Raw genomic sequence first — 13,014 nt, forward strand, 5'->3', positions numbered from 1 at the left:
GATGTCGGATACGGGGGCGGAGGTCTGACCCGGGCCTTGCGGTCTTAGCCCACGATCAGGTCGGCCGGCAGCTGCGCGGCTGCAACCCGCGCCGCATTTGCAAGATCATTGGAACGTGCGCGCACCAGTGCGGCTTCGGGCCCCAGCCCCTGCTGCCGCCAGCGCCGGATCAGTCGTGTTTCCAGTTCCGCGAGCGGCACCTCCATTCGGATCGACACGTCCCACAGCCGAAAAAGATCACGCCAGCCGGGTTCGTCGAACAGAAGATAGTTGCCTTCGACAATGACGACGCGACACTCCGGCGTGACCTCCCCCGCACCAGCGATTGCCGCGTCTCGGTTGCGGTCGAACAGCGGATAGATCACGTGATCCTCATGCCGGAGCCTGCGGCACAGATGGGAAAACCCGGCCAGGTCAAAGGTCTCCGGTGCCCCTTTGCGCGCCAAGAGATCCCGCTTTTCCAGCAGCCCGTTGTCCAGGTGAAACCCATCCATAGGCACCACCTCGGCCGCGATCCCCTGCTCCGTCATCTGCTGCGCCAAAGGGCCCGACAGCGTCGACTTGCCGCTGCCCGGGGCGCCCGATAGCGCCACCAGACAACGTTTGTCGGCATGGAGGTCGAGACGGCTCAGAACCGCTGCGCAGAGCGCCTCTTCGGCCACCTGCATCATGCCGCAGAAAGCGCCGGATCTGGTTCCTTGGCACCGGTCATATAGGCCACCGCATCCGACATTTCGTGTTGTTTCGGATCGATCACGCAAAGCCGCTTGCCCAGGCGATGCACATGGATGCGGTCTGCGACCTCAAACACATGCGGCATGTTGTGGCTGATGAGAATGATCGGAATACCGCGCGATTTCACGTCCTGGATCAACTCCAGCACCCGGCGGCTTTCCTTGACGCCAAGCGCGGCCGTCGGCTCGTCGAGGATAATCACCTTCGACCCGAAGGCGGCAGCCCGCGCCACGGCCACCCCCTGGCGCTGACCGCCTGACAGGGTTTCCACCGCCTGGTTGATGTTCTGGATCGTCAACAGCCCCAGGTCGTTGAGCTTTTCGCGGGCGATCTCCTCCATCCGGCTGCGGTCCAACTGGCGCAGGACCTGACCCCGCCAGCCCGGCTTGCGCAGTTCACGCCCCATGAACATATTGTCGGCAATCGAAAGCGCGGGCGACATGGCAAGCGTTTGATATACCGTCTCGATCCCGGCCTCCCGGGCGTCGATGGGGGAATGGAAATTGACCGGTTTGCCGTCCAGCTCCACAGTGCCCTCGTCCGGGATCACCGCCCCCGACAGCGCCTTGATCAGGGTGGATTTACCGGCGCCATTGTCCCCGATCACCGCGAGGATTTCCCCCGGCATCAGGTCGAAGTCACAGTGATCGAGCGCGGTCACCTTGCCGTAGCGTTTGACCAGATTGCGGCCTTTGAGAATGGGTTGCATTACACCGATACCTTTCTGATCCACTGGTCCACAGCCACGGCGGCGATGATGAGCACGCCGATGAGGAGATATGTCCATTGCGCGTCCGCCCCCAGAAGGCGCAGACCCAGGGTGAAGACGCCCACGATGAGCGCCCCGAAGAAGGTACCAAGCACGGAGCCGCGCCCGCCAAAGAGCGAGATCCCCCCGATCACCACAGCGGTGATGGATTCGATATTGGCCAGCTGGCCCGAGGTCGGAGACACCGATCCGATACGGCCGATCAGGGCCCAGCCCGCAAAGGCGCAGATCAATCCGGACAGGACATAGACGGAAATCAGCACCTTGTCGGTGTTCACACCGGACAGCTCTGCTGCATCCTTGTCATCGCCGACCGCATAGACATGTCGCCCCCACGCCGTGTGGCGCAGGACATACGCCAGGATCAGCACCAGCGCGATGAGGAAGATCACCCCATAGGTGAAGACGGCTCCGCCCACTTTGATCTTCTCACCAAAGAACTGCAGGAACGCAGCCTGCTCGGAAATTTCCTGGCTGCGGATGGTTTCATTGGCGGAATAGAGGAAGTTCGTTGCCAGCACGATCTGCCACATGCCCAAGGTCACGATAAAGGGCGGCAGCTTCATCTTGGCCACAAGCCAGCCATTGATATAGCCACAGATCATGCCGCAAACGAGGCCACAGGCCACCCCCATCACCGGCGGCAATCCATAGCGGAAAGTGAACTGCCCCATCACCACCGACGACAGCACCATGATGGCCCCGACCGACAGATCGATACCGGCGGTCAGGATCACCAGCGACTGCGCACAGGCGACGATTCCGACGATCCCCACCTGCTGGAGGATCAGCGTCAGCGCAAAGGGCGAGAAGAATTTCGCGCCCAGAAGCAGGCCGAAAATCACGATGGACAGCACCAACACGATCAGCGGCACCAGAGACGGTGTCACATGTAGCGCATGCTGGAGCTTTTGAATGAAACTCTGCGGGCCGTGGTCGAACTCGGCCACCTTGTCCGGGCTACCGGCGACCGCGGCCTCATAGCTCTGCGGGGTTGACATGATACTCCTCCAAATCACCCGGGCTGGCGGGGTTGGTCTGTGTCGTTTTTATTGTGGTCTGGGGCAAAGGGGCGGCGAACGCGCGCCGCCCCTTTTCAAAATCGATCCGGGAAACCAGATCAGGTCAGCGGGTCAAAAGACCGCGCCGTCCCACACGGATCAGCCCCAGCAGAGATTGGTCCCTTCGGTGGTGTCGATGCTGTCGACACCGTCCACGGGCTTGTCGGTCACCAGTGCAACACCGGTGTCGAAGAACTCTTTGCCCGGGGTCGGCTCCGGCTTCACACCTTCGTCGGCCCATTTCTTGATCGCCTCAACGCCGAGCGATGCCATCATCAGCGGATATTGCTGCGAGGTGGCACCGATCACACCGTCCTTGACGTTCTGCACACCGGGGCAACCGCCATCGACGGACACGATCAGCACATCGTTTTCACGCCCGATGGATTTCAACGCCTCATAGGCCCCTGCGGCCGCGGGTTCGTTGATGGTGTAGACCACGTTGATCATCGGATCCTTGGCGAGCAGGTTCTCCATCGCCTTCCGGCCGCCTTCCTCGTTGCCGGCGGTGACGTCGTTGCCAACAATGCGCGGGTCGGTCTCGTCGCCCCATTTGTTCGGATCGCCCAGGTCGATGCCAAAGCCCTTGAGGAAGCCCTGATCGCGCAGGACGCCAACGGTCGGCTGGCTGACGGCGAGATCGAGCATGCCGATCTTGGCATTTTCGGCCTCATCTCCCAATGCGGCCGCAGCCCACTGGCCGATCAGCTCACCGGCAAGGAAGTTGTCGGTGGCAAAGGTCGCATCCGCTGCGTCGATCGGGCTGAGCGGAGTATCGAGCGCGATCACCAGCAAGCCCGCATCCCGCGCCTGCTGCACGGCGGGCACGATGGACGACGTATCCGAAGCGGTCAGCAGGATCCCCTTGGCGCCATCGGCGATGCAGGTCTCGATCGCGGCCACCTGCGTTTCGTGATCGCCGTCGATCTTGCCCGCAAAGGACTTGAGCTCCATACCCAGTTCCTCGGCCTTGGCGGTGGCGCCCTCTTTCATCTTTACAAAGAAAGGATTGGTGTCTGTCTTGGTGATCAGGCAGGCCGTCACCGTGTCCTGCGCCTGTGCGGCGCCTGCCATCAAGCCGACACCGGCAATGGTGGTCATCAGAAGTTTCTTCATGGTCTCCTCCCAGAAACTGATTTTAGAACACCGCGCCCGACCCTCTCTGTGCTGTGCCGGTACGCTGCTCGCCCACAGAAAGCCGCGATTCCCGGTCTCTGTCAATAAATAATTCAACTTGATTTATTAATGGGCGAGCGGCAATCTCTTGCCTCAATACGAGGAGAAGCGCATAGAGCGGCCCATGTCAGACACACGCCAATACAGCAGCGGCGCCAACCAGAGCGAAGTGCGCGCCTACAATGAACGATTGATGCTTTCAGTCCTTCATCATGACGGCGCCATGCCCGGCAGCGAGATGGCCCGGCGCACTGGGCTGTCATCGCAGACGGTGTCCGTCATCCTGCGCAAACTTGAACGGGACGGGCTGACCTTGCGTGGCGAGAGCCAGAAAGGTCGCGTGGGCAAACCTTCGGTACCGATGACCATCAATCCGGAGGGGCTTTTTTCCTACGGGATCAAAATTGGCCGCCGCAGCACCGACCTGTTGCTGATCGATTTCAGCGGCACCATCCACGCGGAACGCCGCCTGCGCTACCGCTACCCGCAGCCCGCCGAAGTGTTTGGGTTTATCAAAGCCAGCCTGCGCGACATCGAGGCGGGCATGACCGCCGATCACAAAGACCGTATCTGTGGCATCGGTGTCGCCACTCCGTTTGATCTCTGGCGCTGGCACGAACAAGTCGGAGCACCCAAAGCCAGCCTGGAAGCCTGGCGGGAACTGGATCCGGCAACCGAAATCGCGGGCTTCAGCAACCTTCAGGTTTTCATTATCAATGACGCCACCGCCGCCTGCCGCGCAGAGCACATGTTCGGTGGCAACCGGGCCTGGCGCGATGGGCTCTATTTCTTTATCGCGTCGTTCCTTGGGGGCGGTGTCATCCTGAACGGCTCCGTCTACGAAGGCAGCCACGGCAACGCGGGCGCATTGGGGCCCCTGCCATCGCGCCTGCCCGACGGTCGCGAGGCGCGTCTTCTTGATACGGCGTCGATCCGGGTGCTGGAACGGCGGCTTGTCGACGAGGATATTGATCCCGCCGTGCTCTGGCAGCAGCCGCAAGACTGGAGCAGGATCGCCGAACAGGCAGATCAGTGGCTGGAGGAAACCGCCCATGCGCTGGCCCGTGCGACGCTGGCCAGCTGCGCCGTGATCGATTTTCAGGCGGTGGTGATCGACGGCGCCATGCCCCCCTCCTTGCGCAACCGGCTTGTTGCCCGCGTCCACGAGGAACTGCCCCGACTAGATGCGCGCGGTCTGTTCTTGCCAGAGGTCCAGGAAGGCCGGATCGGCGCCAATGCATCCGCGCTTGGCGCTGCGGCAAAACCCCTGATTGCACAATATCTTCTGGACAGCCACAGCGGCTTTGCCCCCACCTCCTGAGCCCTGCCATCCGGCGGGGCATGTCGTCTCTGGACAGAAGTATTGCAACCAATTTCAAACTGGTTTAGCGCCAATGCAGACCGCAGCAGAACGGAAGGCCGGCGCGACATGTTGGAATTGGACACTCTCCTGCCGCTGGCAGGCGTAGCAGCGGCGGCGGGCGTCGCAGGTGGCATCCTTGCCGGGCTGCTGGGCGTTGGTGGCGGTATCGTCATTGTTCCAGCGCTCTATTTCGCGCTGTCCCTCACCGGCATGGATCCGGCACTGACCATGCAGGTTGCGGTCGGAACATCTCTGGCGACCATCGTCTTTACCTCGCTCTCCTCGGGCTATGGCCACTACAAGAAAGGGGCGATCGACACCGCGTTGCTCAAGCTCTGGGCGCCCTCGATCCTGACCGGCGTGCTGATCGGTGGCATTCTTGGCGGTGTTGTCTCCGGCAATGTGTTGCTGGCGGTGTTTGCCACGGTTGCGATGGCGGTGGCCTTCGACATGATCCTGCGCAAACCCGCAGAGGCCACCGCGCCCCGCAGCTTCTCCAAGCCGGTCTGGGCGGCGCTTGGCGTTTTTGCCGGTGCGGTCTCGGCGATGATGGGGATCGGTGGGGGCACCGTCTGCGTGCCGACGCTGAGCTTTCTCGGGTATGACATACGCAAGGCCGTCGGCACATCCGCTGCCATCGGCTTTGTCATCGGTCTTCCGGGCGCGTTGATCTACATGGCGACGGGCTTTGCCGCCGAAGGCCTGCCCCCCATGTCGCTCGGCTATGTGAACCTCATGCTGGCGGCGGTCATCATCCCGCTTTCGACCAGCTTCGCACGGGTGGGTGTGAAACTCGCCCACAGCATTCCCCGCCGGGCGCTGAAGCTCTGTTTTGGTGTGTTCCTGATGCTCACGGCGCTGCGGATGTTCGCAGATCTGGCCGAACAAATCGGATGGCTCTGAAACCCTCGGGCAGCACGGCGCGCCACCGGACGGACGCCCTTCGTGCCGCAATCCTCAGCGGCGAGCTGGCTGACGCGGGGCGACTGCTGCCCGAACGCACCCTTGCGGAGCGATTGTCTGTGTCGCGCACACAGTTGCGGGCGGTTCTTGCAGAACTGGCACAAGAAGGGCTGATATTTCGCCGCCATGGTCAGGGCACCTTCTTGCAGCCGCCCCCGGCACAGGGTGCAGAACGCCTGGGCGTGCTGGCGCGACGTGCCGCGCCGCGTGACCTCATGGAGGTCAGACGGACGCTCGAACCTCCCTTGGCGGCCCTGGCCGCCGAGCGCGCCACCTCTGCGGACAAGGCCCGCCTGTTGCGGCTGATGGAAGAGACTTTGCAGGCACAGGACCTGGCCAGCTATGAGCGCGCCGACGACATCTTTCACTACAAGATTGCCGAAATGGCGGGGAATGCGGTGTTCCTGACAGTGTTCGAGGAGATACGCAGCCTGCGGCAGGCGGCCGAGTGGACACGATCACGGCAACAGGCACTTGGCACGCATCAGATCGCCAGGCTGTCGCAGCAACATACTGCCATTGCCGATGCCATTTGCGCCGGGGCACCGGAGGCGGCAAAAGCGGCAATGCAGGAGCACCTGGCGGACGTCGGACAGCTGCTGGACGGGCGACAGGACGGCTGAAGCGCACCGACCCACTGCCGCCACCACAACCAATCTGCCCCTGCTGACAGGAGGCTAGTTGCCGAGATCCTTGAGCACCGCGAGCAAGTTTTCCACATTGCCCTGATCGAGATAGCGCTGCACCTCGATCACGATCCGCAGCTGTTTGGCCAGATAGGCAAGCTGGCGGTGGTTGTTCTCGATATGACGGGCCGAGATCTCCGTATCGATCGCCTCGGCTTCCTTCAGCAGCTTTTGCACCTCGGTCAGGGTTTTCTCGTTGGCGATATCCTGTTTTTTCAGATGCGCCTTGATGGCTGACAGGCCGTCAAGCGCGATGGCCCGGGCCTCGTCGCGCACGGTGGTCTCCTGCTCCGGGTCGGCGATCGCATCCAGCACCCGGCCCAGCGCCGCATCGAGTTTCGCCACCAGCCCGTGTCGCTCACTGCCCTCGACCGGCAACAGGTCATTCACCGGCAGCGTCAGTGGCAGGTTCTGCCCCTTTGCCCGTGAGAGCAGCCCCCGCCGTGCCGCCACAAAGGTCTTCACCACAAAGCGCGAGGCTTCGGCGGCGCGTGGCGACCGGATCAGCGTCGCCGCCATCACCGCACCATGCTCCGTATAGACCATCGGAGGCTTGCGCAGACCGCCGTGAGCACTTGATATTCCAAGTTGGAGTTTCAAGTCTTCGAACTCGTCCTGAGACAGGCGAAATGCAAAATCCTCGCCAAAACGATCCGCATTGTTGTTCACCAGCTTGTTGAGGTTGCCGGTGCTATAGTCGAACAACGCGGCCAGATCGGCATCGCGGATGACCGGAGCACCCCGAAACGTGAAAATCTGCGGTGTGGTCAATGTCTTGTCCGCCATGGCGACGCGAACCTCCTGACGGGTAATGGGTTTGGTCCAATACTTGATCTTCCAAAACAGAATGCCAAGCTGTGACTACAAGCTCAACGCGCAATCGTCACACGCCCACCCGCAAAGGTGGAGCATCAGGTCAGCAGATGATCCAACAGCGCGCGGCAGCGGTCAGAGGGCACCATCGACGCCCTGACGGTTTCATCGCGCCCGCAAGTAGTTCCGCGCCCCGATCAGGCCGAAATTAGGCTGATGATAGAGATGCAGCGGCAATTCCTGACGCCACGCCGTGTGTCGCCCGCCCGCGTTAAAGGCGGCCACAAACGCAGCATCAAAGATCCAGGGGTTGGCCGCCGCCACCCCACCGCTGATGAACACGCCGCCCTTGGCCGCAAACACCAGCCCCAGATCGCCCGCCACCCCGGCCAGATACTGGGCAAACAGCTGCACCGAGCGGATCGCCGCCGTATCCAGCTTGGCCTTGGCCGATTCAAAGATCTCTGCCCCTGTCGTCAGCGGCGCGGTCAGGTCCATGCTTTTGGCAACCGCACGATAGAAATAGGGCAAACCGGTGCCGGACAGGATCGCTTCGGCCTCCACAACCAGCCCCGGTCCCATGCCGACCTCGGGCCATTCCTCGCGCAGCGCCTCAAAGATCGGTACCTCTTCGGCGGAGCGTGGACCAAGCGCCACATGCCCCCCCTCGCCCGGAACCACGCAGGGCTCGCCATTGGCCCAGACCAGGGCCCCGACGCCAAGACCCGTGCCCGGGCCGATGATCAGACAGGGTTCCTTTGGAAACACGGCCTGGCCTTGCAACACGGTCACATCCGCCTCACCCACCGACGCGAGCGACCACGCCGCGGCCTCGAAATCATTCAGGACCTTGGCGCGTTCGATCTTCAACGCGGCGGCAATGCCACGCTCTGAAAAGCTCTGATCGGCATTGGTCAACTGAACCGAACCGCCCCGGACCACGCCCGCTGCCGCAATCACGGCCCGTCCCGGAGCGCTGCCGCGATGCGCGGCAAAATCGGCGCAGGCCTGTTCCAGGTTGAGCGTGCCCTTGGTGTCATAGCGCGCCCGTTCGAGGATCTCGCCCTCGGCATTCACGGCTGCCAGCCGCATGTTGGTTCCGCCAACGTCAGCGATGAGATTCCACATCTTTGCCCCTCCGGCCCGGTCCCCCCTGTCACGCAGGGGCGGACGGTCGAGCCCGATGCTCAGGTTATCAGTTGCTCAGGGTCAAACAGGCTTGCGCGGCGCAGGTCAAGTGCTGCCGCCTCTTTCACGCCCGCTTTGCGGCTGCGCCCCGAAGTTGGTGCGACTCTGGCGCGCCTTGCAGGGAATGGCAAGCGTTAGCGCAAACATAAATGCAGTGCGGACCGCGCAGCGCGGTCAGGTGACCGGCTCGAAGTGGTGCATGTTCTCAAAGGAGCAAAGCTCTAGGGGGCCGAGTTCTATGGCCGACAACCGCGCTGCGTGGCGCGCATAAACCTGATTGGAAAACGCCACGAGGTCCTCGGCCTCCGCACGATCCAGCCAGCGCAGCAGGTAGCCCAGCGTGATATGGAACGTGTAGGTGTCGAAATGATCGTGCCGCAATCCGGTAAGATCGCGCAGGGAGACGCGGGTGGCCCGCAGGCGTGCCTCCTCGATGTCGGTGGAGCCCTCCAGCGTCACCGAATGACCGCAAAACAGGCCCGTCGCCGTGACACGCCGGCGCTGCGGCAGGTCATGCCCCGCCAGCCGCGTTTTCAGAACGCTTGTGACCTCGTCCCGGGATGCGCCCTTCGGAACACCTTCGGGCCAGACCGGCGAATCCGGCGAGATCCCTTGAAACACGGTCATATGCAGGCTGGCCGGCGGCAGATAGGTGAAGAGAGCACCAAAATCGCTGTGCCGGACCTCGTCTTGCATTTCACACAGCGCCGCATGCACATCGCTTTTGGGGTCGATATGGCAGATCACCGTGTTGCCGGGAAAGGGCAGCACCTCCCCATCGGGGGTGAATTTCCCGCCCTGCGCGGGCTCGGAAATGGCCCTGGGGCGCGACAGTTCGGTATCTGCTCCGGTCAGGAAGCGTATGGGATCAGGGCGGAAGGTGGCCATGGGCGAAGTCCTTTGGTGTTCGTGCCCACCGGATCTACGCCTGTTAAGTATCAGGGATTTGACAGTGGTTTCGCCTCAGCCGGAGGATACGGCGGAAACGGTCTGACCGGTGAGCGCCTTCAACTGGGCAACCGCCTGAACCAGTGCCGGACCAACCTGGTCGTGGATGCGCGCGTCGCTCAGATCGTCGGCATTCGCACCGCAGAAAAAAGACACCGGCTCGCCGATCTCCGACGGGCGAAAGGGTGTCGCAGCGGCGTTGATTGAGCGCGAATACCGCGCCTCGCCCTGCACAAATGCATACCCCTCACGCCACAAGTGGGCGCGCTCGCGCTGCCAGATTTCCTCGCAGGTCCCAGAGCTCTCCTCCGGCAACAGACCCTCCACCTTTTCGCGTTCCTCGCGCGACAGGGCCCCCAGATAGGACAACCCCGAAGACGAGGTCAGCAGCGGCATTCTGTACCCCACATCCAGCCAAATGGTGCGGGAGCCTTCCGGACGCCAGGTCTTGACGATCAGCATGTTGCCGTCATCCTGAATCGCGACCCCGACCAATGCGCCGACCTCATTGGCCAGGGCCTGCATGATCGGGGCGGCGACGGTCACAAACCCAAACGCCGCCGAGGCGATATTGCCCAGCGCCAGCGCCGCCGGGCCAAGGCGATACTTGTCGAAATGGCGACCGTGGGTCAGATATCCCAACGCACAGAGCGTGAAGGTCAGCCGCGACACGGTCGAGCGCGGGATGCCGGTGCGTTCTGAAATCTCCAGATTGCCCAGGCCGTTGTCGGAGGGGCGAAACGCGCGCAAGATACGCAGGCCACGTGCCAGCGTGTTGGCATATCGCCGGTCCTGCTCAAGTTCGCGCATCATCGCCTGCCCCGCTGTATCAATCTGGCATTCCATCATACAGGCTTTTGCAACACCAAGAAAAGCGCCTTTGCCCCCGACACCCAGACCGGTGCCCTGTCCATGGCCGGGCCGCGCCGCCTCCGGGCCTGATCGGCACCAACGCTGGCGTCACGACAGCGCCGCATCGAGCTGGACAAAACGTTCCAGGTGGTAATCGACATCGCCAAACAGGTGGTCGATCATCACGATGCGGCGGACGAAATGAGACAGTGCATAGTCGTTCGTCATGCCGATGCCGCCGTGCAGCTGCACAGCCTCCTCGGCGACCAATGCGCCAATGCGACCGATCAGGTTCTTGGCCGCACTCACGTGGCGCTCACGTATCCCGCGCGCGGCCTCCAGATGCCCGGCAAGATTGATCACCGCAGAGCGCGCCTGCTCCACCTCCATCGCCACATCCGCCATCCGGTGTTGCAAGGCCTGAAACCTGCCGATCGGACGCCCGAACTGCTGGCGCTCCTTCAGGTAGGAAATGGTCATCTCCTTGGCGGTTTCCATTGCACCAAGCGCCTCCGCACTTACGGCGAGGGTGCCGCGTGCATACACCGCTTCGATCGCATCGAAGGCCCGCCCGGCCGGACCCAGCCGCGCGGTCTCGGGCAGGATCACATTCTCAAGGCGCACGGTTCCAGCGGAGACCCCGTCAACCGTTACATGTTGCGCGATGTGGATGCCGGGCGCATCGGCAGGAACAAGAAACAGCGACAGCCCCTCAGTGTCGCCCGCAGCCCCACCCTCGCGCGCGGACACCACCAGCATATGCGCTTCTGCCGCGCCCAGAACGTGGGTCTTGATACCGCTCAACGTGCGCCCCTCCCCCACAGATATGGAGACATCGGCCGGATCATAGCGGGTCCCCGGTTCTGAATGGGCAAAGGCCAGCAGGGTCGTGCCCGCCTTCACCTCGGCCAACAGCGCCTGCTGATCCGCGGTCCCGAGCATCGCGACAAGGCCGCCGCCCAGGATGGCGGAGGACAAAACCGGCTCTATCACACCGGCACGGCCAAGTTCCTCAAACACCAGAGCAATGTCGAACCCCGCGCCGCCAAAGCCGCCGTTTGCCTCGGGGAACAGGGCCCCGAGAATGCCCAGCTCCGCCAATTGCGCCCAGATGCCCGCATCAAAGGGCGCGCCCGCGGCCAGCACGGCCTGGCGCGTGTCGTGATCATACTGTTCGGACAGGAACCGCCGCAGCATGTCCCTGAGCATGACGCGCTCTTCGGTCAGTGTGAAATCCATGCCGTTCCCTCCTCACAGGTCCAGAATGGACTTGGTGATGATGCCGCGCTGGATCTCGTTGGAGCCACCAAAGATCGACAGCTTGCGCATGTTGAAATAGCCCGGCGCGGCGGCGGGAGCATGTTCCGGTCGCGCGTGCATGTCGGTGTCAGGACCATCAAGGTCATCGGGCCAGAACGGCAAGGCATCCGGTCCAGCCGCGCGGCGCAACAGGGATGTCAGCTCCTGACGGATCTGGGTGCCCTTGATCTTCAGCATCGAGCTTTCGGGTCCCGGGGCCTGCCCCTGCGCCGCGGCCGACACCATGCGGAGATTGGTCGTCCGCATCGCCATCAGATCGATTTCCACCTGCGCCACACGCGCCGCGAATTGCGGGTTCTGCGCCAGGGGCCTGCCGCCGGACATAGTGGTCGCCGCGACCTGTTTCAGCGTCGCCAACGCTGCATTGGAAAACCCGACACCGGCGATATTGGTCCGCTCGTGGGTCAGCAGGTATTTGGCATAGGTCCAGCCCTTGTTTTCCTCGCCCACGAGGTTGTCGACGGGGACGCGCACATTGTCAAAAAACACCTCGTTCACTTCTGCCGCGCCATCGATCAGCGTGATCGGGCGCACCGTGACACCCGGCGCGGCCATGTCGATCAGCAGGAAGGAGATCCCCTCCTGCGGCTTGCAATCCCGGTTGGTGCGCACAAGGCAGAAGATCCAGTTGGCATGCTGGCCGAGGGTCGTCCAGGTCTTCTGCCCGTTGACCACATAGTGATCGCCATCGCGCACCGCACGGGTCTTGAGGCTGGCAAGGTCGGATCCCGCGCCCGGCTCTGAATAGCCCTGACACCACCAGTCCTCGCCGCTCAGGATACGCGGCAAATAGTGGCGTTTCTGTCGCTCGGTGCCGAATGCCAGCAGCACCGGTGCCAGCATGGTCAGGCCAAATGGGACCACACGCGGCGCATGGGCAAGACTGGCTTCTTCTTCAAAGATCTGCCGCTGCACCGCGTCCCATTCCGCACCGCCATAGGCGGCGGGCCAATTCGGAGCCAGCCATCCGCGCGCGTTGAGAATGGCGTGCCATTGCTCCATATCGGCCTTGGTCAGGCGCTTGCCCAGCCGGACTTTCTCGCTCAGCTGTTCGGGCAGCTTCTCGGCGAGAAAGGCGCGCACCTCGGCGCGAAAGGCTTCTTGTTCAGCGGTGTAGCTCAGGTCCATCCGGGCCGCCGA

General features: G+C 62.9%; 13 protein-coding genes. 3 read left to right on the forward strand and 10 right to left on the reverse strand.

What is annotated here, in order from left to right:
• Nucleotides 1-44: 44 nt before the first annotated feature.
• The 4 genes from MHM88_RS19235 to MHM88_RS19250 form a co-directional block, all read right to left on the reverse strand.
• On the reverse strand, nucleotides 45-671 hold the full coding sequence (locus tag MHM88_RS19235) for a nucleoside/nucleotide kinase family protein (RefSeq protein ID WP_239368274.1): 627 nt from the start codon (nucleotides 669-671) through the stop codon (nucleotides 45-47).
• Nucleotides 668-1,444: an ATP-binding cassette domain-containing protein gene (locus MHM88_RS19240; RefSeq protein WP_239368276.1), complete on the reverse strand. Its 777-nt coding sequence runs from the start codon at nucleotides 1,442-1,444 to the stop codon at nucleotides 668-670. Before MHM88_RS19240 ends, MHM88_RS19235 begins: the two co-directional genes overlap by 4 nt.
• Complete coding sequence (locus MHM88_RS19245) at nucleotides 1,444-2,505, reverse strand: ABC transporter permease (RefSeq protein WP_239322701.1); 1,062 nt, start codon at nucleotides 2,503-2,505, stop codon at nucleotides 1,444-1,446. The genes MHM88_RS19240 and MHM88_RS19245 overlap by 1 nt, the downstream gene beginning before the upstream one ends.
• A 159-nt stretch (nucleotides 2,506-2,664) precedes the next feature.
• Nucleotides 2,665-3,681: a sugar ABC transporter substrate-binding protein gene (locus MHM88_RS19250; RefSeq protein ID WP_239322700.1), complete on the reverse strand. Its 1,017-nt coding sequence runs from the start codon at nucleotides 3,679-3,681 to the stop codon at nucleotides 2,665-2,667.
• A gap of 184 nt (nucleotides 3,682-3,865) precedes the next feature.
• On the opposite strand from MHM88_RS19250, the gene MHM88_RS19255 reads away from it, so the two are divergent.
• The 3 genes from MHM88_RS19255 to MHM88_RS19265 all read left to right on the forward strand — a co-directional run bounded on the left by MHM88_RS19255 (nucleotide 3,866) and on the right by MHM88_RS19265 (nucleotide 6,690).
• Nucleotides 3,866-5,062 (forward strand): ROK family transcriptional regulator, encoded by a 1,197-nt coding sequence (locus MHM88_RS19255; RefSeq protein WP_239368278.1) that lies wholly within the window; start codon nucleotides 3,866-3,868, stop codon nucleotides 5,060-5,062.
• 108 nt (nucleotides 5,063-5,170) lie between these two features.
• Nucleotides 5,171-6,007 carry a sulfite exporter TauE/SafE family protein gene (locus MHM88_RS19260; protein ID WP_239368280.1) on the forward strand — a complete coding sequence of 279 codons (837 nt, stop codon included), beginning with the start codon at nucleotides 5,171-5,173 and terminating at the stop codon, nucleotides 6,005-6,007.
• Entirely contained in the window at nucleotides 5,998-6,690 is a 693-nt protein-coding gene (locus MHM88_RS19265) for a FadR/GntR family transcriptional regulator (RefSeq protein ID WP_239368282.1), read from the forward strand. The genes MHM88_RS19260 and MHM88_RS19265 overlap by 10 nt, the downstream gene beginning before the upstream one ends.
• A 54-nt stretch (nucleotides 6,691-6,744) precedes the next feature.
• Here the strand turns inward: MHM88_RS19265 and MHM88_RS19270 are convergent, their stop codons facing one another.
• From MHM88_RS19270 to MHM88_RS19295, 6 genes are all read right to left on the reverse strand, one after another.
• Complete coding sequence (locus MHM88_RS19270; protein WP_239368284.1) at nucleotides 6,745-7,539, reverse strand: ORF6N domain-containing protein; 795 nt, start codon at nucleotides 7,537-7,539, stop codon at nucleotides 6,745-6,747.
• Nucleotides 7,540-7,731: 192 nt separating this feature from the next.
• Nucleotides 7,732-8,694, reverse strand: a complete 963-nt coding sequence (locus MHM88_RS19275) for an ROK family protein (RefSeq protein WP_239322695.1) — start codon at nucleotides 8,692-8,694, stop codon at nucleotides 7,732-7,734.
• Between the two features lie 234 nt (nucleotides 8,695-8,928).
• A complete protein-coding gene (locus MHM88_RS19280) occupies nucleotides 8,929-9,642 on the reverse strand; it encodes a DUF1868 domain-containing protein (RefSeq protein ID WP_239368286.1) in 714 nt (237 codons plus the stop codon).
• A 75-nt stretch (nucleotides 9,643-9,717) separates the two neighbouring features.
• Nucleotides 9,718-10,551: an IclR family transcriptional regulator gene (locus MHM88_RS19285; RefSeq protein ID WP_370687514.1), complete on the reverse strand. Its 834-nt coding sequence runs from the start codon at nucleotides 10,549-10,551 to the stop codon at nucleotides 9,718-9,720.
• Between the two features lie 111 nt (nucleotides 10,552-10,662).
• Nucleotides 10,663-11,793, reverse strand: coding sequence for an acyl-CoA dehydrogenase family protein (locus MHM88_RS19290; RefSeq protein ID WP_239368288.1), 1,131 nt, complete (start codon nucleotides 11,791-11,793; stop codon nucleotides 10,663-10,665).
• A gap of 12 nt (nucleotides 11,794-11,805) precedes the next feature.
• A complete protein-coding gene (locus MHM88_RS19295) occupies nucleotides 11,806-13,002 on the reverse strand; it encodes an acyl-CoA dehydrogenase family protein (protein WP_239368290.1) in 1,197 nt (398 codons plus the stop codon).
• Between the last annotated feature and the right edge of the window lie 12 nt (nucleotides 13,003-13,014).

The organism is Epibacterium sp. MM17-32 (genome assembly GCF_022348205.1).
GTDB lineage: Bacteria > Pseudomonadota > Alphaproteobacteria > Rhodobacterales > Rhodobacteraceae > Epibacterium.